General features: G+C 63.4%; 25 protein-coding genes. 5 read left to right on the top strand and 20 right to left on the bottom strand.

Annotated features, from left to right (window positions below; translation table 11 throughout):
- Positions 1 to 199: 199 nt before the first annotated feature.
- Positions 200 to 958, bottom strand: a complete 759-nt coding sequence (locus tag BSQ44_RS19980; protein WP_072606866.1) for an NYN domain-containing protein — start codon at positions 956 to 958, stop codon at positions 200 to 202.
- A 248-nt stretch (positions 959 to 1,206) separates the two neighbouring features.
- Positions 1,207 to 1,629 (bottom strand): XRE family transcriptional regulator, encoded by a 423-nt coding sequence (locus BSQ44_RS19975; protein WP_235633274.1) that lies wholly within the window; start codon positions 1,627 to 1,629, stop codon positions 1,207 to 1,209.
- 635 nt (positions 1,630 to 2,264) lie between these two features.
- Here BSQ44_RS19975 and BSQ44_RS26990 point away from each other — a divergent pair.
- Entirely contained in the window at positions 2,265 to 2,462 is a 198-nt protein-coding gene (locus tag BSQ44_RS26990) for a hypothetical protein (RefSeq protein WP_157894641.1), read from the top strand.
- 13 nt (positions 2,463 to 2,475) lie between these two features.
- On the opposite strand, the gene BSQ44_RS19965 is transcribed toward BSQ44_RS26990, so the two are convergent.
- Genes BSQ44_RS19965 through BSQ44_RS19920 form a run of 10 tightly spaced genes read right to left on the bottom strand, consistent with a single transcriptional unit; the run spans position 2,476 to position 12,221 of the window.
- Entirely contained in the window at positions 2,476 to 3,924 is a 1,449-nt protein-coding gene (locus BSQ44_RS19965; protein WP_072608177.1) for an aldehyde dehydrogenase family protein, read from the bottom strand.
- 5 nt (positions 3,925 to 3,929) lie between these two features.
- A complete protein-coding gene (locus BSQ44_RS19960; protein ID WP_072606864.1) occupies positions 3,930 to 4,700 on the bottom strand; it encodes a sugar isomerase domain-containing protein in 771 nt (256 codons plus the stop codon).
- Between the two features lie 35 nt (positions 4,701 to 4,735).
- Positions 4,736 to 5,494 (bottom strand): nucleoside phosphorylase, encoded by a 759-nt coding sequence (locus tag BSQ44_RS19955; protein WP_072606863.1) that lies wholly within the window; start codon positions 5,492 to 5,494, stop codon positions 4,736 to 4,738.
- 1 nt (position 5,495) lies between these two features.
- Positions 5,496 to 6,374: a carbohydrate kinase family protein gene (locus tag BSQ44_RS19950; RefSeq protein WP_083534826.1), complete on the bottom strand. Its 879-nt coding sequence runs from the start codon at positions 6,372 to 6,374 to the stop codon at positions 5,496 to 5,498.
- Positions 6,371 to 6,934, bottom strand: coding sequence for a cysteine hydrolase family protein (locus BSQ44_RS19945; protein ID WP_072606862.1), 564 nt, complete (start codon positions 6,932 to 6,934; stop codon positions 6,371 to 6,373). Before BSQ44_RS19945 ends, BSQ44_RS19950 begins: the two co-directional genes overlap by 4 nt.
- Complete coding sequence (locus tag BSQ44_RS19940; RefSeq protein ID WP_072606861.1) at positions 6,934 to 7,833, bottom strand: ABC transporter permease; 900 nt, start codon at positions 7,831 to 7,833, stop codon at positions 6,934 to 6,936. The genes BSQ44_RS19945 and BSQ44_RS19940 overlap by 1 nt, the downstream gene beginning before the upstream one ends.
- A complete protein-coding gene (locus BSQ44_RS19935; protein ID WP_083534825.1) occupies positions 7,830 to 8,882 on the bottom strand; it encodes an ABC transporter permease in 1,053 nt (350 codons plus the stop codon). The genes BSQ44_RS19940 and BSQ44_RS19935 overlap by 4 nt, the downstream gene beginning before the upstream one ends.
- Positions 8,879 to 10,414 carry an ABC transporter ATP-binding protein gene (locus BSQ44_RS19930; RefSeq protein WP_072606860.1) on the bottom strand — a complete coding sequence of 512 codons (1,536 nt, stop codon included), beginning with the start codon at positions 10,412 to 10,414 and terminating at the stop codon, positions 8,879 to 8,881. Before BSQ44_RS19930 ends, BSQ44_RS19935 begins: the two co-directional genes overlap by 4 nt.
- Before the next feature lie 15 nt (positions 10,415 to 10,429).
- Entirely contained in the window at positions 10,430 to 11,464 is a 1,035-nt protein-coding gene (locus BSQ44_RS19925; RefSeq protein WP_072606859.1) for a BMP family lipoprotein, read from the bottom strand.
- Positions 11,400 to 12,221, bottom strand: coding sequence for a GntR family transcriptional regulator (locus BSQ44_RS19920; RefSeq protein ID WP_072606858.1), 822 nt, complete (start codon positions 12,219 to 12,221; stop codon positions 11,400 to 11,402). Before BSQ44_RS19920 ends, BSQ44_RS19925 begins: the two co-directional genes overlap by 65 nt.
- Positions 12,222 to 12,645: 424 nt before the next feature.
- Here BSQ44_RS19920 and BSQ44_RS26985 point away from each other — a divergent pair, with 424 nt between their 5' ends.
- The 4 genes from BSQ44_RS26985 (at position 12,646) to BSQ44_RS19895 (ending at position 16,606) form a co-directional block, all read left to right on the top strand.
- Positions 12,646 to 13,374: a hypothetical protein gene (locus BSQ44_RS26985; RefSeq protein ID WP_157894640.1), complete on the top strand. Its 729-nt coding sequence runs from the start codon at positions 12,646 to 12,648 to the stop codon at positions 13,372 to 13,374.
- Between the two features lie 60 nt (positions 13,375 to 13,434).
- On the top strand, positions 13,435 to 14,751 hold the full coding sequence (locus BSQ44_RS19905) for a hypothetical protein (RefSeq protein ID WP_072606855.1): 1,317 nt from the start codon (positions 13,435 to 13,437) through the stop codon (positions 14,749 to 14,751).
- Between the two features lie 85 nt (positions 14,752 to 14,836).
- A complete protein-coding gene (locus tag BSQ44_RS19900) occupies positions 14,837 to 16,306 on the top strand; it encodes a hypothetical protein (RefSeq protein ID WP_072606854.1) in 1,470 nt (489 codons plus the stop codon).
- Positions 16,307 to 16,399: 93 nt separating this feature from the next.
- A complete protein-coding gene (locus BSQ44_RS19895; protein ID WP_072606853.1) occupies positions 16,400 to 16,606 on the top strand; it encodes a hypothetical protein in 207 nt (68 codons plus the stop codon).
- A gap of 70 nt (positions 16,607 to 16,676) precedes the next feature.
- Here the strand turns inward: BSQ44_RS19895 and BSQ44_RS19890 are convergent, their stop codons facing one another.
- From BSQ44_RS19890 to BSQ44_RS19855, 8 genes are read right to left on the bottom strand one after another with little or no spacing between them, the layout of a single operon-like run.
- Complete coding sequence (locus tag BSQ44_RS19890; protein ID WP_072606852.1) at positions 16,677 to 17,699, bottom strand: SMP-30/gluconolactonase/LRE family protein; 1,023 nt, start codon at positions 17,697 to 17,699, stop codon at positions 16,677 to 16,679.
- 1 nt (position 17,700) lies between these two features.
- Positions 17,701 to 18,195, bottom strand: a complete 495-nt coding sequence (locus tag BSQ44_RS19885) for an OsmC family protein (RefSeq protein ID WP_072606851.1) — start codon at positions 18,193 to 18,195, stop codon at positions 17,701 to 17,703.
- The gene (kce, locus tag BSQ44_RS19880) at positions 18,195 to 19,133 is read right to left on the bottom strand and encodes a 3,5-dioxohexanoate:acetyl-CoA acetone transferase (protein ID WP_072606850.1); all 939 of its coding nucleotides are present in this window, start codon (positions 19,131 to 19,133) and stop codon (positions 18,195 to 18,197) included. Before kce ends, BSQ44_RS19885 begins: the two co-directional genes overlap by 1 nt.
- 11 nt (positions 19,134 to 19,144) lie before the next feature.
- Positions 19,145 to 19,921: a cyclase family protein gene (locus BSQ44_RS19875; RefSeq protein WP_072606849.1), complete on the bottom strand. Its 777-nt coding sequence runs from the start codon at positions 19,919 to 19,921 to the stop codon at positions 19,145 to 19,147.
- A gap of 10 nt (positions 19,922 to 19,931) precedes the next feature.
- Complete coding sequence (locus BSQ44_RS19870; protein WP_072606848.1) at positions 19,932 to 21,245, bottom strand: TRAP transporter large permease; 1,314 nt, start codon at positions 21,243 to 21,245, stop codon at positions 19,932 to 19,934.
- The gene (locus BSQ44_RS19865) at positions 21,242 to 21,817 is read right to left on the bottom strand and encodes a TRAP transporter small permease subunit (RefSeq protein ID WP_072606847.1); all 576 of its coding nucleotides are present in this window, start codon (positions 21,815 to 21,817) and stop codon (positions 21,242 to 21,244) included. The genes BSQ44_RS19870 and BSQ44_RS19865 overlap by 4 nt, the downstream gene beginning before the upstream one ends.
- Before the next feature lie 18 nt (positions 21,818 to 21,835).
- A complete protein-coding gene (locus tag BSQ44_RS19860; protein WP_235633273.1) occupies positions 21,836 to 22,903 on the bottom strand; it encodes a C4-dicarboxylate TRAP transporter substrate-binding protein in 1,068 nt (355 codons plus the stop codon).
- A 28-nt stretch (positions 22,904 to 22,931) separates the two neighbouring features.
- Positions 22,932 to 23,576: a TetR/AcrR family transcriptional regulator gene (locus BSQ44_RS19855; protein WP_072606846.1), complete on the bottom strand. Its 645-nt coding sequence runs from the start codon at positions 23,574 to 23,576 to the stop codon at positions 22,932 to 22,934.
- Positions 23,577 to 23,669: the final 93 nt, after the last annotated feature.

The raw sequence follows: 23,669 nt of genomic DNA, 5'->3' as shown, positions 1-23,669 counted from the left end.
TGCGTCGAAGAACGCGTTCAGCGAAGAGACCGCATTGGCCGATCAGACAGGCAGTGACCCGCATGACCTTCGGCGAGACCGGAGGGCAGGCAGAGCGGGCTCCGCCGCAACACCTGGATGGCTTGGTTCCTAGATCCGAGCACTCCAGTCGATCGTCACACGAACGTCGAAGAACATACCCGAGATCTTCGGACCGGCCTCAACCCGCGTTATGCGCTACGTCGTCACCGACAGTGCGCCGCTTGGTGGCGATCCGCACGCGCCAGTGACCAACCGGGTGCTGGCTGAGATTCAGCCGCTTCTGCGCCTTCAGCAACTCGAGCAGCATCGGTTTGCCGTAGGAGCGTGGATCGAAATCCGGCGCCTGTCTGATCAGTTCCCGCTCAAGGTCGTCCACTGCGATCCAGCCGCCGACACCAGGATGAAGGCGGGTGATTGCGCGGCGGATTTCATCGCTGGCGCTTCGGACATCTAGAAGCGGTGGGTGCGCAGCGCTGGAAGAATATTCTGTGGCAGCCGGCACGAGGTTCTCGACGAAGAAGAAGCGTGTGCAGGCTTTGCGAAACCGCTCTGACGTCTTCCAAGGGCCGAAGCCATAGATTGGTAGCCCCGCTTCCCGGACACGAGCTGCGAGCCTGACGAAATCTGTGTCGCTGGAGACAATAGCGAAGCCATCAACGCTTCCTCCGTGCAGCAGGTCCATGGCCGTGATCACTATCGCGATGTCAGCCGCGTTTTTTGCTCCCATTGGCAACGCCGGATAGTGGCGTGGTTCGATTGCGCAACGAACGCACGCCTCGCGCCAAGCGGCGCTGGTCCGCTCGAAGTCGCCGAAGCCGAGACGCAGGTCGCAGCGGCCGTAACGTTCTAGTTCCGCGAGCACACCGTCGATGGTGCCCGCTCTGCCGTTGTCGATGTCGATCAACAGCGCGAGGCGCTGTGGTATCAGGTTCGTCATTGCTATCCTCGCACGCCAGAACTGCGGAGCCGTCGATCCAGTGGTCATGGTGCTTCCGCCACTCCTACGTGGAACTCAACGCCAGAAGATGGTTCGGAGCGCTTGCGTCTGTCGCAGTGTCGGTGGCGGATCGCTGTCGCGCGATGCAGACCTGATGACCTCGATCCAGTATCGCTCGTTAGCGGTAATTGGTCGGTTCACGCGCTCGGCCAAATCGGCGCGAGAGGAATTGATCGGCCCAGTCATGTTTACTTCCCGAAAATGGCGCGAAGTGCGGCACGGGCACGCTGAGTGAGCCTCGGATCGGCCCCGTCGGAGGCGTCGCGGAGTTCCTCGAGCCAGACTACCTCGTTCTCAGTGACGATGGTGCCGAAAATCTCGTCAATTGCGCTGATCGTCATACTGCCTCCAAGTTGCTCGAGGGCAAGCATGCAAAGATGCCGGGGGTCGCATTCGAGTGCCTTGGCGAGGGCCGGGACGCGATCGAGCGGCACCTTGGATGTGCCGGTCTTCAACATCGAGAGAACGTTCGGTGTCTTAAAGCCAGCCTCCATTGCAATGTGGTTCTGTGTCTTTCGTGCACTAAGCTCAAGAACGCGTCGATCAATGTATTTCGCGGCGCGCGAGTCTGCGTATGGCTTCCGATTTGTCATTTCAATGCTCTTGTTCATGATAGTCTATATATAGCAATATTTTATAGGATGTGAGTCATTTTATATCTGCGGACAACAATTCCGAAAAATGCCAAAATGTTATAAATACTATCGAGGTTGATTATTTCACAAATCACCAATTACAATTTGCGGCCGGAAGGATATAAGTTGTTTGAGGTCTATATCCAGTTTCTGATCTCCATTCGAATCCGAGTGGACCGGATTGAAGTCGTGGTGGCGCTGTGGGCCTCACAATACGTGAAATTGAAGGCACAAAGCTTCCGACGTGGGATCCATTGTAGGGAAGCGATGCCTTGGTTCCTATCCGGCGATTATGTCAGATGCCCCCCACCCACTGAGCCGGCGGTTTCGCCGCGTCTGCGAAATCTTTGTCTCCCACTACCTCGGTAGACCCTGATCAGCCGGCATTTGGTAAAGTGAGGCGGTGGTGCACGCGCATCTTGATGTATGGATTCGCGGGAGGGCCTCTATGCCCTCGTGGACGAATTCGCGGCCAATGCCGCGCTCTCGTAGATACCGCCGTGGGGGTGTGCCCGCCGGCGAGAACCTTTCGTCCTCGCCGGGAACGAGAACGACACCGCCAGCAAGAGCAGGTCACCGTCTTCGATCGTTTTACGGGAGGACTGAAAACATTGGAGAAAATTGCCCGATGTAAACCGAAGTTTTACATCTATGATGCGGATTTTACAGCGAAAGTGGCAGCTTCCCAAGCTGCATACGAGGGTTCGATTCCCTTCACCCGCTCCAGCTTTCAAATCAACGGGTTAGATACGGCGGCCTTGCTTCGCCGTGGCGGATCTGAGGCCGGCGGCCTGGCGAAGGGGCTTTGATCCTCCGCGAATGTCAGAGACGGTCACGAACGCGCATCTTGATGTGTTTGGATTCGCGGAAAGCCTCGATGCCCTCGCGGCCGAGTTCGCGGCCGATCCCGCTCATCTTCCAGCCGCCGAAGGGAGCCTGGAGCTCGCTGGTGTCGTTGACGTTCACGCCCACTGCTCCCGCTTCGATCCGCTCCGCCAGGCTCCAAGCCCGTTCGAGATCGCCGGAATAGACATAGGCGGCGAGGCCGAAGGGGAGGGCGTTGGCGACTCGCAGGGCTTCGGCGTCGTTCTCAACCGGACGGATGGCGGCGAGGGGGCCGAAGGTTTCCTCGGTGAGGGCGAGCGCATCGTCGGGCACGTCGTCGACCACGGTCGGTTCGAAGAAGAAACCCCTGTCGTAGATACCGCCGTGGGGGGTGTGCCCGCCGGCGAGAACCTTCCCTCCGCGCCGGACCGCGTCGGACAGATGGTTCCCCACCCGCGTGCGGACACTCTCGTTCAGGACCGGTCCGTAGAGGACGCCCGGCTCGACGCCGTGACCCAGCCTGATCTTGCGGGTCTCTTCCGCGAGCGCCTCCGCGAAGGCCTTGTGAATTCCGCGCGAAACCAGGATGCGGTTCACTGCGATGCAGATCTGGCCCATGTTGGAGAAGGAGCGCCGCGCTGCGGCTGCCGCTGCTTCCTCGGGATCGGCGTCGTCCAGGACGATGAAGGGGCACTGGCCGCCGAGTTCCAGCGAGAGGCGCTTCAGGTTCGACGCGGCCGCGCGCATGATGGACTGACCGGCAGGCACCGATGCCGTGGCCGTGATCATGCGGACGTCCGGATGCTCGGCGAGCGCGGCTCCGACTTCCGGCCCCGTACCGGGAATGTCGTTCAGCACGCCCGCCGGCAGGCCCGCGTCGGCGAAGCACTGGACGACCTGCCCGATCGCGAGGGGTGTCTCGTGCGGCGGCTTCACCACGAGCGTGCAACCGGCCGCCAGCACCGGTCCGACCTTCCACGCGTAGAGATCGACGGGATAGTTCCACGGGACGATGCCTCCGACGACGCCGACGGGCGCCGTTGTGACGAGGCTGCGGATGTCGGACCTCGCCGAAGGGCGAATCGTCCCACCGAGGCGGCGCCCTTCCTCCGCATAGTAGCGGATCACCTCGACGCCAAACAGGATCTCCTTCTTCGAGTCGGGGATTGGCTTGCCCTGTTCGCGCGTCAGCAGATCGGCGATGGCATCGACCTGCTCCGCAATGAGATCGGCTGCCCTGTGCAGGATGCGCGCGCGCTGGTCGGCATGGGTCTCGGCCCAGCCGGCGAGCGCCTTGCCAGCCGCGGCAACGGCGCGATCGACGTCGGCGCGATCGGCAATCGCACTCGTTCCGACCTTCTCGCCCGTTGCCGGGTCGTTGATGACGACTTGCCGGCCGTCGCCCGTGTCGACCCATGCGCCGTCGATGTAGAGTCTGCGTTCCATCTCGCTCACCGTGCCTTCAGCCGACGCCACAGTTCTTCGTAGTTCTCGTCGTTCTGGCGGTTCGCGGCTTCCTTGCCGGTCGTGTTCGGGTTGACCATCACGTAGGGCTTGACGCCGCGCTCGACGAGCTTCTCGGCGGTCAGGGAGACGATCGCGTGGGCGATCGCGATGGTGACGCTGGTCGAACTCGCTCCGACGGGATGCTCCAACCCGTCGATCTCGAGGGCCGCGTCGGCCTTGGGTATGCCGGTGTCGATCACGACGTCGGCGACTTCGAAGAGCCGCTTGCCGGACGAGTGGCGGGAGGGTGTGCTGGACGAGTGTGGAATGGACGTGACGCCGACCACCTTCAGGCCGCGTTCCCTGCATTCCAGAGCAATGTCCATGATCACGGCATTGATGCCGGAATGCGAGAACAGGATCATCGTGTCGGCGGGATCGACCTGGTGTGACCGCATGATGGCCCTGCCGTAGCCCTCCTGGGCATGGATGAAGCGATATTGCCGCGCGCCCATGTCACCCCACACGTGGTGGAACGAGATCATCGTGCTCTCGACGATCGGCCGGAAGCCGACAACGGTGCCGGTGCGCGGGAAGGTTTCCAGCGCCGGCAGTGCGCCGTGGCCTGTCCCGAAGGTGAAGACGAGCTTTCCGGAGGCGATGCTGGCGGCGCTGTGCTCGGCAGCCTGCGCGATTGCTTGGGCTTGGGTGCTGCGGACTGTCTCCAGCCGTTCGGCAAGGGATCCGAAATAGCGATCGAGGAGCGAGGACGACATTTCGCGTTCCTTCTTCTGAATATTCCTGGAGATGATCAGGCCGGCAGTGCAGCCAGCGCGTCGAGCGCGACTTCGAACAGTTCGACCTCGGCTTCGGCCATGGCGCTCTCGCCGATCTTTTCCTGCGTGTGCGCATCGACGGTGGCAACGCACAGAGTGGAGGCACGCGCGCCTAGAACCCGCGCGGCGACCAGCAAGGCGGACGTCTCCATGTCGGTGCCGATCAGCCCCATGCGCTCGATGTCCTTCTTCAGGCTGCCGATCATCTCGCGCCGCGCGCCGGAAAGCCCGAACATCTCGGTATAGAAGCCGTCATAGGTGCCGAAGATGCCGGCGTGCCAACGACGCGAGCCTTCGCCAAGCCGCTTGCGCAGCGCGGTGTTCAGGGCGAAGTCGGCTATGGCCGGATATCCGAGCGGGGCGTAGGTATCGGAGGTTCCATCCGCGCGAAGCGCGCCGTCTGCCAGCACGAACTCTCCGACCGCGGCGGGTGGAATGGCCATGGCCGTGCCGATCCTCAGGAAGGTGCGAATGCCGAGTGCGTAGAGCTCGTGCAGCACGATCGTGGCGATCGGCGCTCCCATACCGAAGGCCGTGGCCGTAACGCGCCGGCCTGCCCGCACGCCTGTCACCGTGCGCAGGCCCCGGTTCTCCGGCAGGAAGACTGGATCCTCCAGGTGATCGGCAATGCGCGCGATCCGCGCTGGATCGCCGATCAGGATGGCGGCGTCGCCCACGTCCTCGCGGCCGACGCCGATATACCAGGCGCGATCCGATGTTTCTTCTTTCGTCATGCTATGCACTTTCCATGAAGTTTGTCTGTCGCGCGCTCAACAGGGCGCCGGCCGCGCGATGGCCGGCCTCCACCGCGGCGCGCATGTCCGTTTCACCTTTGCCCAGCACGGAGATCACCCCGCCCGCAAAGGTGTCGCCCGCCCCGGTCGGGTCGGAACATTCGATGGGGAAGGTGGAAACGCTCGTCGCGTCGCCATTCCGCGTCAGGACGGCACCGCCGCGACCCTGCGTCTCGATCACGATCTGCCCGGCACGGAGGTTCGATGCCCCGGCATGCGCGGCGGCAAGAAATCCCTTCTCGGCCTGGCTGTGGAAGATCACGTCGGCACGACCGGCGAGCCGGGAGGCGAGATCCGGCGGCATCGCTCGCGGATCATTCTTTACGATCCAGGCGAGGTTCGATTCGGGCCGGAGGGCCTCCAGCACCGCTCTCGTCGCTCCGACCGGGCCGATCGTGACGCAAACCCAGCCGGCTTCCCCGATCAGCCGGGTTTGGGCGGCAGAGAGAGTCAGGTTCGCCGGCATCCCCGGTTCGTAGAGGCAGGAGCAGCCGCCATGCGGATCGTAGGCGAGAATGGCCATGGGCGTCCGGGCGCCGGGAATGGTCTCCACACCGTGGGTTGGGATCCGCCGGGATCGGAGCTGCTCGACGTAATGCTCACCAGCCTGATCGTTGCCAACCCAGCTGACGGGAACGGCATTGGCGATGCCCCCGGCCACCAGCGCGGCGGCGACATAGGCGGGGCTGCCGCCAAGCCGCGGCCATGCATCCTCGCTTCGCGAGACGATGGTCGACGTCCGGCCTGGGGTCGGCACGGAGTCCAGCATCGCCACATGATCGAGGCTCGCATACCCGGTGATGGCGACCGTCGCGTTCACGACAACAGCTCCAATGCCTCCGCGAGAGGGACGACACGGCCCATGTAGCGGTTGATGTCCTCGAGCGAGGCTTCCGCGAGGTGCGGCCGGTTGGAGTTGGTCGCCTCGCGCGGGACGACCGGTTCGAAACCGCTGGCAAAGGCGTCTTGCGCCGTAGCCCGAATGCAGACGTTGGTCTTGACGCCCGCGATGACGACGCGCGTGACATCCTGCTCGTGCAGGAAGAGCGCGAGGTCGGTTCCGAAGAAGGCGCTGAAGCGGCGCTTGTAAACCACGGTCTCGTTCTCCCCGTCAGGGGCAAAGTCGGCGAAGAACGCTGCGTCGTGAGCGCCTTCCAGATGGTGGATCGGCAGCTTGCGCCACTCGAAATCCTCGAAACCCTTCCGGTGCCGTTCCGCGGCATGAACCACGATGGCGCCTGAGCGGCGTGCGGCATTCCGCAAGGCGCGCATGGGTTCGAGCACGTCTTCCACGCCGGGATAGTGGTTGGGGTGTCCGGCCTCGAAGAAGGAGTTGATCACATCCACCAGGATGAGCGCGGTCTTGTCCGGTTTGGCCATCACGACCTTCCTCTCGCGCGCGAACGGCGCATTGTGATCCCCATCACCGTCAAGACGACGATGACCATGGCGTAAGGGAGTATCTGCACCAGTTCGGCAGGCACGCCGCGGCCCTGCATCCTGATCTGGAAGGCATCGAAGAAGCCGAACAGGAGCGCGCCCAGCGCAGTCGGCCAGGGGTGGTTGCGGCCGAAATAGAATGCGGCGAGTGCAATGAAGCCGCGGCCGGCGGTGATGCCCTCGTTGAAGATCCCGACAACACCGATCGAAAGATATACCCCGGCAAGTCCCGACATTGCGCCGGCGAAGACGGTGGAGGCATCCCGCAGGTTTAGGGGGGCCAGTCCGAGGGCGCGTGCCGCCTGAGGCGCGGCGCCGGCCGCGCGCAGGCGCAGCCCGAGCCGTACGCGGCGAAGGAACCAGGCGGTTGCAGGCACCATGATCCACGCAGCCCAGGTCAGAGGATCATGTCCCGACAGGAGGGCGCCGAGGATCGGCACGTCCGCCACACCCGGGATGACGATCTCCGGGAGGCGGGCGACGTCGGGGAGGTTGAGCGTACCCGAGGTCCCGTATGCCGATTTGAGGAAGAAACGCACGAGACCTGCGACGGCGATGTTGAAGCCCAGGCCGACGATGATCTCGTTCGCCTCCAGACGGGTCACTGCCAGGGACATCAGAAGGCCGAGCAGGGCGCCGATGGCCGCGGCACCGACGAGCGCCGCCATCCAGTTGCCGCTCTCGGACGCAACGATCAGGCCGACCAGCGCGCCCGCCAGCATCATGGAATCGAGGCCGATGTTGACGATGCCGCCGACGCGGTTGATCAGGCCGCCAAGGGCTGCGAGCAGCAATGGCGTGGTCATGACGATGGCGGCGTGAATGATGTTGTCGATCATGCCGCACGTCTCCTGCGTGCGAAGATCCAGCCGAACCGTGCCACGGCGAAGATCATCACCATGCCCTGCAGCACATTCACGATCTCGATCGGCACGTCGGAAAAGAGCTGGATCGTCGCGCCCGACGTCGCGAGTGCTCCGAACAGGATGGCGGCGAGAAGGATGCCGACCGCCGAACCGCGTCCGAGCAGGGCGACGGCAATGCCGGTGAAGCCGTATCCGGGCGAGAAGCCGGACACGAATCGGCCGACTGTGCCGAGCGCATGGATGCCGCCGGCGATGCCGCCGATGGCGCCCGAAAGAAGCATCATCTTGATGATCAGCATCGGGACATCGATGCCGGACGCGATCGCGAAGCGCGCATTCAGGCCGGCGATTCGAGTCTCGAAGCCAGAGGCTGTGCTTCGGTCCCACAGCCAGTAGAGGACGAGCAGCGCGATGGCGATCAGGAAGCCAGCGTTCAGGGTGGACGGCGGCATCAGCTTTGGAAGGCGCGCGGCCGCATCCACCATGGGCGTCGCGGAGTTGGCCGAGCCGGGCGCGAGCAGCGGCCCGTTCACCAGATAGGCCGTCAGACTGATCGCGATGAAGTTGAGCATCAGCGTCGTGACGACTTCATCGACGTCCAGCCGCGCCTTCAGCACGCCGGGAAGCAGCATCCACAGCGCCCCGATCACTACCGACGCGGCCAGAGCGAACGGGACGAGAACCGCCGCGGGCAGCCCCACGAACGTGAATCCCACATAGGCGGCGGCCAGGCCGCCGACGAAGACGCAGCCCTCCACTCCGACGTTGAAGGCGCCGGCGCGGAAAGCGACAGCCGTTGCCAGTCCGGTCAGGATAAGAGGTGTGGCGGCAGCAAGAGTGGCTGCGACGCGCTTGACCCCGCCGAAGGATTCGATCGCGAGGAGCCTGTAGACGTCGAACGGATTGTGCCCGGCGAGCGCCAGAATGACCGCGGCGACCAGGACGGCGATGAGGAGGGGCAGAAGCGCACCCGCCAGGCTGCGCGCGATCCCGCCGGATGATGCGACCGCGGGAGTGCTCATGCCGTGCTCCCCAGCATGAGGCGGCCGATCTGCTCGATCCCCGCGGAGGAGCGCGCCACCTCGCCCGAACGGCGGCCTCCATAGAGGACTACGATGCGGTCGGACAACGCGATCAGTTCCTCTAGTTCCTCCGAGATGACCAGGATGGCGCCGCCGCGATCGCGAAAGTCGAGCAGGCACTGGTGGATGAAGGCGATGCCATGGATGTCTACGCCACGTGTCGGCTGGCAGGCCAAAAGGAATTTGGGGTCGCCGTCGAGTTCGCGGGCAACCGCGACGCGCTGCTGGTTGCCGCCCGACAGGCTTCCCGCCGGCAGGTCCGACGAGCCGCGCTTGACGTTGTAGCGGTCGAGAAGGTCGTCCACATGGCGCGCGATCGCCTTGCGCTTCAGGACGCCGGAACCGCAGAACTCGGGCCAGCGATGGTGGCCGGCGATCGCGTTCTCGCGGATGGGCGCCACGAGGCAGAGCCCTTCGGCCGCCCGGTCGGGGCTCAGATAGGAAAATCCCCGCTTGCGACGCTCGGCCAGCGAGAGGCGCGTGACGTCGGAGCCGCCAAGGCTGATTGTCCCCGCGCTGACCTCTCCTAGACCGGTGATCGCGAGAGCCAGCTCGTCCTGACCATTTCCAGCAACGCCGGCAATCCCCACGATCTCCCCGGCATGCACTGCGAGATCGAGTTCGTGAAGGCGCTGGTTGCCTGCCGGATCAAGTGCCGCGAGGCCCTTGATCTCCAGGACGGCGGGCCCCGCCTTGCTGTCCCGGGCCTTCGGCGGGGCGAGAACCTCGCCGATCATCATTTCTGCCAGGATTTCCTTGCTGGCCTCCGACGACGGAAGGCTCGCAACTTTCCGCCCGTTGCGGATGACGGTGATGTCGTCGGCGACATCCATGACTTCATCCAGCTTGTGGCTTATGAAGATGATGGTGCGGCCTTCGTCACGCAGCTTGCGCAGCAGGGAAACCAGTTCCCGGACCTGGGCCGGCGCGAGGACGGCGGTCGGCTCGTCGAGGATCAGCACGTCGGCGCCGCGATAGAGCAGGCGGAGGATCTCGACGATCTGGCGCACGTGGACCGGCGCTTTGTCGACAGGAATGTTCCAGTCGAGTTCGACGCCCGCCTCGCGCTCCAGTTCGCGGGCGGCTCGCAGCGCCTTCTTGCGGTCGATGCGCCCCAGCCGGTTAGTCGGTTCGTGCGACAGGACCAGATTTTCGAGCAAGGTCAGGCCTGGAACGAGCATGAACTCCTGGTGGACCATGCCGATCCCGTGATCGAAGGCATCGGCCGGACCGGCGAACGTGACGGGCTGTCCGTCCACGACGACGCTGCCCTCATCCGGCCGGTCGAGCCCCTGAAGAATGCGCATCAACGTCGACTTGCCGGCTCCGTTGCCGCCAACGATCGCATGCACAGTCCCGCGCCTGGCATCGAAATCGATGCCGTCATTGGCAACGACCGGTCCGAACCGCCTGGTCACGCCGCGCGCGCCCAGACGGCTCGTCGATGCCGCTGCTTTCCGTTCAACAGACATTCGAACAGGTTCGACCTACTTGAGGTAGTCGGGATAGCCCTGATCGACGACGTTCCACACCTTCACCTTGCCGGAAAGGATGTCCTGCTTGGCCTGTTCGACCTTCTCCAGGATTTCGGCCGGTATGAGGTCCTTGGTGTGCTTCATCTCCGAAAGTCCAACGCCGTTCTCCTTCAGGCCGAAGGTGATGGTCTCGCCACCGGGAAATTCACCTTTGGCATAGCCTTTCACGACTTCCTCGACCGCGACGTCGGTGCGCTTGATCATGCTGGCGAGAACCGCTCCCGGAGCGATGCCGTCCTGGTCGGTGTCGACGCCAATCGCGTAGTGACCTTCCTCCTTGGCGGCCTGGATCACGCCCATGCCGGTGCCCCCGGCGACCTGGTAGACGATATCCGCACCTTCCTCGAACATGGCTTTCGCCATCTGGAGACCGATCGACGGGTCGCCGAAATTGTTGGAATAGGCGACCTTCACCTCGACGTCGGGATTGGCGGCTTTGGCGCCCTCGATGTAGCCGGCGATGAACTTGTCGATGCCGGCCGACTTCGTGCCGCCGATCACGCCGATGATAGGCTCGGGATTGATGCCCTTGATGGAGTCGTCCGTCGTTACCAGCGCGGCGAGCGTGCCCGCCAGATAGGAGCCTTCCTGTTCCTGGAAGAGAACGGAGGCGATGTTGTCGCCCTCGCGCACCTGGTTGAGGATGACAAAGTCGGTGTCAGGGTAGTCCGGGGCCACTTCGACCATCGGCTCGCCGTGGGAGTATTCGAGGTCGACGATCAGCCCGAACCCGGCGTCGGATGCCCGGCGCAGGATCTCGGCGGCCTGGGCCACCACGTCGTCGGATTCGACGGCACGACCCTCGATCCCGGTCTCCTCGATGGCGCGCTGGAAGCCGGAGTTGGCCAGATCATTGTAGGACTGGTCGCCCAGTCCGCCCTGCGCGACGATCAAAGCCGCGCGCTTGTCCTGCGCCGATGCCTCAGTTGCTCCAAGGCCCGAGGCGAGGGCCAAGGAAGCCGCGCTGATCACTGCCAGTCTGTTCATTGTGGTGCTCCTGTTTCTGGTGGTTCCCCGAATGATGCTGCCGGACGAGGCGTGCCTCGTAGGAATACCGGCGGGCGTCATAGATGGCGCTGACGGCGTCGAGCAGACGGCCATCGGCGGCGAAGGAGTGCCGGGTGACGGAAACGACGACACCGTCGTCCGGCAGCCCGAGCAGCGTTCGATCCTGTTCGTCGGCGCTGCAGGCAAACAGCCGCTCGGTGGCGCTCGCCACCGTCAGGCCCTGGCGCTCGAAATGACGGTACAGGGAAAAGGACGGCTGGCGCGCGAGGTCGAAGGACAGGCCGGTTTCGGCAACCAGATCCGCCGAGAGCCACGACCGGTGTCGCGCCACGGCGCGTCCGTCGACCAACCGAAGCCGATCAAGAAGCATGAGTTCCGTTCCGGAGGGATAGGGGAGGTTATCGTGCCTGCCCGCCGCCTCGAAGGCGAGCAGGCGATGCGACGCCAGATGGCCGGCTGCCTCGACGGCCTCGGTGAAGCTCAGGAGGTAACCTGGCGCGCGACGCAGCGGCGCTTCGGCGACGAACGAGCCGCTGCCTTGCCGGCGCGTGACCAGTCCCTCGTCGACCAGTTGCTCCACTGCCTTTGCGACGGTGAAGCGGCTGACCCCCCAATCCTTTGCCAACTGTGGTTCGCTGGGAATCCGCGCGCCCGGCCCAAGTTCGCTGATGCGGACCTTCAGGCCTTCCGCGATCCGCAGGTAGAGCGGTCCCAAGCTGGCGCGCGTGTTCGACATCCACGACCTTCCAAAGTTGTCCAGTCAACTGAGCAGATTTGTCCGGCGACCGCAAGAGGCTTCCGCCGAGGCCGCGGAAAGGCGTGACGGCTAGGGCGGTTCCTGTGGCCATCATTCGAGGAAAGCATGTCTGCCGACCCCAGGATCGACCCGTCGAATGGCCGGTCTGGGGGGCGATTGTCCGTGCGTTCAAGGCCTCAACTTCCCGCCCCACCGTCACGGCGACGGCCGCTCCGGTTCAGCCAGATCCAACGTGATCGCCGCCCGACTGTGCGAAACCTTTTATCTTTGGACCGAAAGGGAGAAACGTTTTCGTTTCCGCGACATAGATGGAAGCAATAATAACTGGACGTAAATTTAGTAATGTCATCGCGTAATAGATTATTTCATTCAATCATAAAAATTAAAGTCAAGAGGTTGCGCCATGAACGAAGTAACATTAGCAGTTTTTGATACAAACGCCATTCACGGATACAATCCGCAATATCGCGACTATGGCGGGAACGGCAGGTTCGATGCGTTCGACATGCATGATATCCATCCGCGCCCGGTGCGGTTCCACAATGAACTCGTGCCCGGAACGCAACTGCTGGATCATCAAGGCCATATCGTACCACAGGGAAACTACACCCCGAGGTTGATGACGATCGCCGCTCAGGTCGATCACGACCTTCAAAACGGCCACGGGCCATACAATCTCGCCAATGCGAATGCGCGGCTCGTGCATCACCACCCGGGGATGAATTTCCAGGTCGTGACGACCTACATCCAGAACCGGTTGATGGCGGCGGGCGGTGCGCCTGAGGCGATCTTCGTCGACGGCAACGGCGCCGACGTGGAGGAGCGGCTCGGCGGCTACTTCTCGGTCATCAACTGGAATCCCGCCAACATCTGCCGCGCCCCCGGCGACAATCATCGCAACGGCTATCCGGGCAACGGTCCCGACAATGCCGTCGCGCTGAAGCTGCTGATCGACCCGAACAATCCCGGTATCGTCCTCGATCCGAACTTCGGCGGCTTCCTGGAAGCGAATATCGCCAATCTCCTGGCAAACGTCGACGACTTCATCACCAGTTGCAATGCCTGTCTGGCTGTAACTCCGATGGGTTACTACAAGTTCGACTGGGATAATTTGCTTACGCCTGTAATATGATTAACTGATAAATGTCATCAGGGGAAATAAACACAGCAATATTAAATTAGGGAGGCTATAATGGCAGATAGTACTGACTATAACGCAGCTCTATACGAAAAACTGTATTCGAAACTCGCCGTCGCGCTTGGCGTCGGCAGCACCACGCGGGATGCGAGTTTCCGGATCGGTGAGTCGCTCCTGTCGATCTACAATCCAGGTCAATACCTGCCGGTCGGGCTGAAGCCGCAGACGTCGCCCGAGGACAATCAGGAGATCTCCCAGATCTTCGACACCTCGCCGATGTTCGATTTCACCTATGCACCGAGTTCCCTGACGGTGTCGGACGCCTACAAGAGCATCCTCGACTACAAGATGTTTCCGATTGCCGACCTTTCGTCGGCGGAGAAGACCAAGCTGGAAAATGCCCGCCAGAGCTATGCCGAGCTGGAGGAGCCGTGCAACGAGGCGATGTACGAATACTGGGACGCCTGCGACGCGCTCGACGAAGCCCAGGCGAGCTATGAGAACGGCACCGGGCCGGCGCCCTCGCGGCGGCTCAAGGGCGAGGTCGACGCCGCGATGAACAAGTGGATCGCGGCAGGCAAGGTGCAGCAGGAGACCAATCTCGCCATCATCCAGCAGCTCCAGGGCCGCGACGGCTCCGCCTTCTGGCAGGAACTCGATGCCCGATGGGCGAAGAACCAGGCCAAGCTCGGCTCCGGCATGGAGTTTCCTCCGGCGGTTCTCGCCCCTTCCTACAACAACTGGTTCAAGCAGGAAGGATGGACGAAGTTCAACTTCAATCAGAAGGACATGGACAACCAGAGTAAGTCTAGCGCTCTCGGCGTAGCCGGCGCCCTGCAGGGGACATTCGGCATCTTCACGATTTCGGGCTCCGGCGACTACAAGAAGGATCAGGAGTACATCAAGATCGACCAGACGGAGCTGACCTTCGCCTGCGAACTGATGCGGGTGACGATCACTCGCCCGTGGATGAACCCGCTCCTGTTCAACAGCCGCGCGTGGAAGTTCGATCCGTCTGCCCCGTCCGCGACCTATTCAAGCGGCGGCAGCATCGATAACGTCATCGTGCCAAAGGGCGTGTTCGTGACCCTGCCGACGACGGTGATCCTGGCGCGCAACGTCGAGATCATCGGGAACCTGACCAAGACGGAGCAGGAGATCGTCGACACCGCGATCAACGGCGAGGCCAGCCTCGGCATCGGGCCGTTCTCGATCTCGGGGCGAGTCAACTACAAGGATCGGTCGGAAAAGATCAACGGCACGATAGCCGGCAACCAGATCAAGATCGCCGATACGCAGATCATAGCCGCGATCAGCCAGATCCTGCCGCAGCTTCCTAACCCGGACCCGAACCTTCCCTGGCCGACCTGACCATCCGCCGCGACAGGCGTACGGCCATGGAGCGTGTTCAATCGCTCCATGGCCGCGCATTCCTGAAAGAAGCCGGGAGGCCTGCATGTTCAAAACGGCACCGGACCAACTGGAACAGGCGGAATTCGTCCAGCTCTATTCCAAGATGGCCCAGACGCTGGCGCTCTCCGGGGTCGTGGGGCAGAGCCCTTCCGCGTTGCTGTCGATCCAGATCCCCGGCCTCGTCGTCAAGCCCGGCCTCGATCCAAAGGATCCCGAGACGGAGTATTACGTCAGCAACTTCCTCAACCTGACGCTGGAATGCAACTACGTTGCGACGGCGAAGGCGGCGTCCGTGTCGGACGTCTACAAACTCATCCTCGACGGCAAGGAACTGCCGCTGATCAGCCTCACGGCGGCCGAGCAGAAGTTGCTGTCGGAAGCGCGCGCCTATCTCTTCGACGCGTCGGGTGATCCGACCAAGCAGTACACCGAATATCTCGACTACGGCCAGCGCTACTACTCCGCGCAGGATACGCTGGAAGCGGACCAGGCGAGCTTCGACAATGGCGGTCCGCCGGTGAGCGAGAAGGTCAGAAAGGCCTGCGCGAAGGCCAGCGAAGACTGGCAGCTCGAGGGCCATAAGGCGGAAGTGGACCGGTCGCTCGCGGTGATCGAGCAACTCGAGGGAAAAGATCCGTTCCCCTACTGGCAGTCGCTCGCGAAGAAGTTCAAGCAGCACACGTCCACGCTCGACAATGGCAGCGAGTACCAGCGCGTGACGAGCCTTCCGCCCTACGAGCAGTGGTTCGACATGGACCTGTGGACGCCATTCTCGTTCGATGCGAACGACTACGAGAAGCAGCGGCGATCCGGCGGAACGGGAATGAAGGGGGACGGGTGCTGTTGCTGCAGCGGACCGAGACCGCCGCTGGAGAGCCAGGGCAGCCATCGGCGCTTCGGGTCGGCGGCGCTGTCGAGGCCGGGCTTCGGTCCCGGTTTCGGACTGAATCGCCCTCAGCCTCCAACCGACGTACATGCGATCCTGTCTGCCAGCGGTGGGGGATCCGACGCGGTCGAAACATACTCACTGGCGTCCGGCCGCGATGGCGTCGCGGCGCCGGAAATGACGCTCGAATGCTCGTTCAAGCGCATCTACATCGTAAGGCCCTGGATGGACGCCAACGTCTTCGCAAGCCGCCTGTGGCGCTGGTCGCAGCAAAGCATCGGTTGGGGCATCACGGTATCGACGGGTGGAACCGTGGCCGGCAACCAACCGGCTACGGGCGTAATGCCGGTGCTGCCAATGGTGGCGCTGCTGGCCAAGGACATCAAGGTCACGACGGCGAGCGCGCGGGCAGCGGACTGGGTGGAGAGCAACCTTCGGGCCGGACGGACGGTGCGATACGGTCCCTTCGTGCTGGACGAGGTTGCACCCCCGCCCGAGGGCGTGAGGATGGCATCCGGCGCGCCGGCGAAGGCCCAGTTGAGCGGCGCGCCGCAGATTTTCGGTTACATCTCGACGATCTTTCCAGAAAGTCCGAATCCCGACCTCACCATCCCGTGGCCGACGTGACGTCGCGACCTGGCGACGGCGACAGAAGGGGCTCGCGGAAGGAACCGGAGGTCACGGAGCACGTTTACGGCCGGTCAAACCGGAGAACATGAAATGCGCCTCTTGCTTCTCGCCGCCGTCATCGCTCTCGCAGTGGATGCAATCAACTTCAGCGGTGCCTACTCTCAAGCGGCATGGAGTTCGGCCCGTGATAAGGTGATGGAGCTCAGCGCCGAGTTCTCCGACGAGCCGATCTTCGATCGACGCGTGGTGTCTGCGGATGACGCTGCGACCAAACCGGTGTCACCCTTGACCGAATAGCGGTCGGATCGCGCTTCGAGGCGCGATCGATTTCCACAAACGAGTTGGCGGGTGGACCGGCCCGCTGCCCCTATGGCCGCGGGTCGTTCCAGTGAACCATGGGCAGCCCCGCCACCGGGCTTCGGAACCACGGAATGCGCGTGCCGCGCAACGATCCGATATAGACGTTTTGCAAGTCGGGCCCGCCGAAGGTGACGCTCGCGAACCACGGGGCAATGGTGCCGCCGGCGGCAAGCATCAGTTCCGGTGTGGACTGCCCGCGCTCGAAGGCGTCCAGCAGCCGCTTGCTCGCTTCGGGGTTGTCGTCGTCGAGGATGATGCGCAACTCGCCTTCGGGCGTGATGGCGAAGATGCGGTCGGTCATCACGTGGGTGCCCCACAAATTGCCGTAAGAGTCGAAGGCGATGCCGTCGATGAAGGCGCCGTGATCCTCCGGCCCGAAGGTCTGGCGATCCGAGAGCGAGCCGTCGTCGGCGACCCGGAAGCGGGTGATCTTGCGGCCGGTGGTCTCGACCACGTAGAGCCATTCCTCATTGGCATCCAGCCGCACCTCGTTGGTGAAGGCGATGCCGGTGGCGACGGTGCGGACATCGTCGCCGTCGACGAGCACGATCGATCCGTCTTCGATGCGGCGGCTGGCGGCATCCATCCAGTTCCTGATCTGGGTCGACACCGTCACCCATAGCCGATCCTTCGTGTCGCGCAGGACGAAGTTGACCTTGCCGATCGGCTTGCCGTCGATCCTGTCGAGCAGAACCTTCGTCTCGCCGCCGCGCGTCATGATCTCCAGGCAGTCGGTGCCGAAATTTGAGATGTAGATCGAGCCGTCCCTGGCGAAGGCCAGACCGTTGGGCAGCGTGCCTTCCGTGAAGCGCTTGGCCTCGTCGGTGGCGCTTTCGAAGGCGCTTACATGGCTTTGCGCGATCAATTCCTGCGAGCCGTCGGGGCGGATGTGCATGACGCCGGAGCGGGCATCGGCTGCCCACAAGCTGCCGTCGCGCTCGGCGAGAATGCATTCGGGCCGCTGGAGATCATTGCCCACATACTGGATGTCATCGCGCGAAACGGTGAAACCGTCGATCGGATTTGTCATGTCAGACCTCCTTCCATCCCTCGGCCGTCTTCATGCGGTGGCGGATCGTGTTTTGCCGGCCGAGCGTCTGCTCGATGAAGCAGCCCTTCCTGGCGGTCTCGATCAGTTCGATCACCTTGTCTTCGGGGGAGGGGCTGTCGATCAGGACATCGATCTCGAAGCTCTTCGGCGCGGTCTCGTAGACGCGGCCGGCGGCCTGCCAGTTCCACTGCACCCGCGTCTCGACCTTCAGGTCGTCCAGCTTGACGCCGAGGCGTTTGGCGAAGGCGCGGATCTGCGTCATGATGCAGCCGGTCAGGCCGCCGACGAAGAGCGCCAGCGGCGGCGGCGCGGAGGCGTCTCCGCCGTGGAAGGAACCCTCGTCCGTCGCCATTTCGAACGGCCCTTCGGGGAAGGGCTGCACCATGGTGACGGAGAGGTCGTTGCGCATCTTGCCGACCGCGGTGCCGACGCAGTCGAACTGGACGATCGCCTTGTCCTGCACGGTGGCGTTCATCAGAATGCCACCCGGTCGCCGCCCTTGAGAGCGAGCATCTCGCGGGCCTCGGCGGGCGTGGCGATGCCGTGGCCGAGTTCCTCCAGGATCTTGCGGATCTTGGACACCTGCTCCGCGTTCGATTTCGCCAGCTGCCCCTTGCCGATGTTCAGCGAGTCCTCGAGCCCGACGCGCACATGCCCGCCGAGCAGGGCGGCGTGGGTAATGAAGGGCATCTGGTAGCGTCCGGCCGCCAGCACCGACCACACGTAGTCGTCGCCGAACAGGCGATCGGCGGTCTGCTTCATGAAGGAGACGTTCTCCACGTCGGCGCCGATGCCGCCGAGGATGCCGAAGATCGACTGCACCAGGAAGGGCGGCTTGATCAGCCCCTGATCGACGAAATGGGCGAGGTTGTAGAGATGGCCGACATCGTAGCACTCGTGCTCGAAGCGCGTGCCGCAGCCTTCGCCGAGATGTTTCAGGATGTAGGCTATGTCGCGGAAGGTGTTGCGGAAAATGAAGTCGTCGCTGGCTTCGAGGAAGGGCTTTTCCCAGTCGTGCTTCCATTCCTTGTATTTGTTGGCGAGCGGATGCAGCGCGAAGTTCATCGAGCCCATGTTGAGCGAGCACAGTTCGGGCTCCGCCTTGAGCGGGGCCGCCAGCCGCTGCTCCACGGTCATGCCGAGACCGCCGCCGGTGGTGATGTTCACGACGGCGTCGGTGGACTGCTTGATGCGCGGGAGGAACTGCATGAAGACGGCAGGATCGGGCGTCGGCTTGCCCGTCTCGGGATCGCGCGCGTGCAGGTGGATGATCGAAGCGCCGGCTTCCGCGGCCTCGATCGACTGCTGGGCGATCTGGTCTGGTGTGATCGGCAGCGCGTCCGACATGGTCGGCGTGTGGACGCCGCCGGTGATCGCGCAGGTGATGATGATCTTGTCGTTCTTGCGGGCCATGGTGGGTCTCCTCAGTCGTTGAAGATGGCGACGGCGCGGGTGAAGCCCGCGGACGCGCCCTTGATCTTGAAGGGGAAGCAGGCGATCTCGTACCCCGTCGCCGGCAACTGCTCGAGGTTGGACAGCTTTTCGATGTGGCTGTAGCCGATCTCCATGCCGGCGCGGTGGCCTTCCCAGATCAGCTTCGAGTCGTGGGTCTCGGAGAACTTCTGGGCGGTGTGCACGAAGGGTGCATCCCAGCTCCAGGCGTCGGTGCCCGTAACGCGAACGCCGCGCTCGAGGAGATAGAGGGTCGCTTCGCGTCCCATGCCGCATCCGCGCGATACGAAGTCCGGCTGGCCGTAGCGGGCGCCGGCCGCGGTGTTGACCACGACGATGTCGAGCGGGCGCAGTTCGTGTCCGACGCGTTTCAGTTCGGCCTCGACGTCGGCGGCGGTGGCGACGTAGCCGTCTTCGAAGTGGCGGAAGTCGAGCTTCACACCCGGATTGAAGCACCATTCGAGCGGCACCTCGTCGATGGTGATCGCCCGCTCGCCATTGTTCATGGTCGAGGCGTAGTGCCAGGGCGCGTCGAGATGCGTGCCGTTGTGGGTGGAGACCGTCAGTTGCTCCACCGCCCAGCCTTCGCCGCTAGGAAGCTGTTCCTTCGTGAGACCGGGGAAGAAGGGCAGTATCTGCCCGGCGGTCATCTGGTGGTCGAGATAGTCGATCTTTGGCAGCGTCATCGGCGGGTCGGATGCGATCCCCATCTCCAGCGGGACGGAAAGGTCGACGATACGGCGTGGCATTCAGGTCTCCTCAGCGGCCGAGCGGCAGGGTGGCAATGGATGGGAAGATCAGGACGAGCACGAGAACGAACAGCATCATCAGGGCGAAGGGCGCAGCACCCCGGAAGATCTCGCCGAGGCTGATGGTCTCGTCGTCGAGCGTCGATTTGATCACGTAGACGGAGATGCCGAAGGGCGGAGTCAAAAGGCCGATCTCGACCGCGATAACCGTGACGATGCCGAACCACACTAGGTCGACGCCCATGGGTTGGACGACGGGCAGCATCAGCGGCACCAGGATCAGCATGATGGAGGAGGAATCGAGGATCGTTCCCATCAGGATGACCAGCGCCACATAAGCGAGGATGACGCCCCAGTATCCGATGTCGGCGGTGGCGACGAAGGCGCCGAACTCGTTGGGCACGCCAGACAGCGACAGCATGCGCGAATACATTTGCGCGGCGATGATGAGAAAGCACACCGAAGCGGTGACCAGGCCGGTGTCGGTCAGAACCTGCCAGAAGTTGGACGGCGTGAGGGCTCGCCGGAACAGGCCGATGACGATGGCGCCGAGGCAGCCGACCGCACCCGCCTCGATGGGAGTGAAGGCGCCGGTGTAGATGCCGCCCAGGACCAGCACGATCAGAACCGCGATCGGCAGGCCCTTGATGATCATCTCACGCGGAGCGAGATCGTGCTCGGTATCTTCCGACAGGTTTTCGCCGATGAAGGAAGGCCAGAAGTAGGCCATCGAGATGACGCCGGCTGCGAATACGATCGCGAGCAGGATGCCGGGCAGCACGCCCGCCACGAAGAGGTCGCCGACCGACTGTTCGGTCAGCAGGCCATATAGGATGAGCAGGAGACTCGGCGGAATCAGCATGCCCAGCACCGAGGAGCCGGCGACAACGCCGACGGAAAATTTCTTGGTGTAGCCGTGGCGGACCATCTCGGGCACAGCGATGCGGGTGAAGACGGCCGCCGAGGCGATCGAGATGCCGGTGATGGCGGCGAAAATGGCGTTAGCGGCGACGGTGGAGACGCCGAGACCGCCCTTCAGGCGCCGGAAGAGCTGGTTGGCGACGTCGTAGGCGTCGCTGCCGAGCCCGGTCACGGAAACCAGGAAGCCCATCAGGACGAACAGCGGCACCACGCCGAAGAAGTAGGAGGATATGGTCTCCGAGGCTGCCAGCGCCAAGAGCTTGCCGGCGAGCAGCGGCGAGCCCTTGATCATCCAGACGCCGACATAGGAGCACAGCATGAGCGCGATGGGCACCCACAGGCCGGCATAGACCAGGACTACCATGGCGCCGAGCGTCGCCAGTCCGATCTCGAACGCGCTCATTGCCCGCCTCCGGAAACGTCTTCGGGATGGATGACACCGATGAGGGCGAGGATGCCCCCTATCGCCATCTGGATCATCAGCGCGACACTGCCGATGAGAATGACGAGCTTGACCGGCCACTCGGGCGCGGTGAAGTCGCCGACGGTTCCGACGTATGTTCCTCGCTCCCACGCTTTCTCGAAGAGCGGGTAGCTGGCGGAGAAGACGAACCAGATCAGGGCTAGCGCGGCGACGACATACAGGAGTTCGATGGCGCTACGCACGCGCGACGAACGGCGCGAAACGGCGTCGAGGAAGGCGTCGGTGCGTGTGAAGCGGCCCATGCGGAAGGCCTGCGACACCTGGAGGAAGACGATGGCGACGATCGACATCGAGACGATCTCCGGCACGCCCGAAATCGGCGACAGGAAGAGTTCCCGCCCGATCACATCGGCGTTAACGAGGATGACGAGCCCGAGGATGAGCAGGGTGCCGATGACGTTGAGCGCCGTCGACATCGTGTCGGCAACCCGGCGGACGGTCTTCATCGGGCCGGAGCCGCGGCGCGGCTCCGGCGATCTTTCGACAGACATGGGATCAGTCTTCCGAAACTATTCCTGGTCCCAGTCGCGGACCGGCTTGCCGCCAGCCGCGCGGACGGCGTCCATGTAGGCCTTCAGGATCTCGGTCCCGGCCTTTCCTTCGCTGTCGACCTGCTTGGCCCAGGTTTGGGCGACGTTGTCCATGCCGGCGGCCCACTTCTGGCGGAACGCGTCGTCCACTTCCGTGATTGTCGCGCCCTGTTCGGCCATGGCCTTCAGGCCTGCCTCCACGGCTGCGCCGAGATCGGCCAAATAGGCCGCCTTGAAGGCCTCGCCGCCCTGCTTGAGCGCCTGCTGCACGACTTCCGGCTGTTCGTCGTACCAGTCCTTGTTGGCCGCCAGCGCGCCGGCATACTGCGCCCCGAAGCCGACCTTGGTGATGTAGGGAGCAACCTCGTAGAGCTTGCCCGGCAGCGCGGCGGTCGCGAAGACGATGACGCCATCGTAAACGCCGGTCTTGATCTCGTTGTAGTAGGTGGTGAGGTTGCCGGAGACGCCGACCGCGCCGGTTCCCGCCAGCCAGTTCACCGCCGGCCCGGGCGCGCCGATCTTCTTGCCATTCAGGTCGTCGATGGAATTGACCGGGAATGTGGTCATCAGAAGATAGTCGTCGATCGCCGACGGACCGCCCAGATATTCAAGATCGTTCTCTTCCCAGGTGGCGAGCATCTTGGGATTGTCGCGATGCAGGGCGTCCACGGTGTTGGCAACGAGGACGGGATCGCTGGAGACGAAGGGCGTGTAGTAGCTCACGTTTTGCAGCGACAGCTTCGCCGGATCGAAGACCGACGAGATCACGCCGATCTGGGCGAGACCTTCCTCGGTGGCTTCGAGTTCGTCGCCGACCTTGGCGAGCGACCCGCCGTACTGCTCGTCCCAGTTGATCGTGTAGTCGGTGCCTTCCAGCGCCTTGTTCACAGCTGGGATGAAGGTCTGGCTGGCGTGCTTGACCCAGCGGAAGACAGGCGGATGACCGGCGACGACGGTGGCGTCGATCGTCTCCGCCTGGACGGCGAGGGCGGACACGGCGAGCGCCGCGGCAGCCATCGTGGATTTCAACATGATGTTCTCGAACATAAAAACCTCCCTTTGTTCGATCTGGCGTCTAGTGGACTTTCATCAGGGCGCGGACTCCCGCGCTGGTGAAGGCGACGACGGACCTTACGAGTTCCGGCGTGCCTATGTGGTCGTAGTTTCCCGACATGCGCCCGGCGCGTCCGTCGATACCGACCGACGCAATGCCCGCGCCGAGCGAGAGCAGATAGGCGCGGATGGCGTCGCTTTCGCTCATGTCCGGCTCGATGGCCCGGAAGGCGTCGACGAAACGCCGCGCGATGCCGTCGAAGTTCTCGGCAATGATGCGCTTGGCGAGATCGTCCACGGAATGGGTGAGGACGGCGAGCAGCTTCACGTACGAGTATCCGCCAAGCCGCGCATCCGTGCCGAGCTCGATCAGCGGAGCGAGGAACGCCTCCACAAGCTGCTCGACCGTCGGTTGCCCCTCGGAAAAAAGTTTGCCGAGCCGCTGCTCGCGCTGCGAGTTCACGAACGTCGAGCGGCGCAGCATGATGGCCTGCAGCAGACCTTCCTTGGAGCCGTAGTAGTAGGCGATCATGGCCTGGTTGACGCCGGCATCGCGGGCGATGGCGCGCATGGAGGCACCGTTGTAGCCGTATTCGGCGAACGCGCGCTCGCCGGCGTACAATATCGCCGTGCTGACGTCGTTGTCGGGCCGTGCCTGCGTGAGCATGGCGGCTCGTTCTCCTCCCTGTTGATTAAACGTTTGACTAATCGGCGGGCGGAGTCAAGGGGGATCAAGAGGGTCGGCTCCAAATCAGGTCCA

This window comes from Aquibium oceanicum, assembly GCF_001889605.1.
Lineage (GTDB): Bacteria > Pseudomonadota > Alphaproteobacteria > Rhizobiales > Rhizobiaceae > Aquibium > Aquibium oceanicum.
The sequence above is the reverse complement of the archived record's forward strand: the minus strand, read 5'-3'. Positions and strand labels throughout refer to the sequence as shown.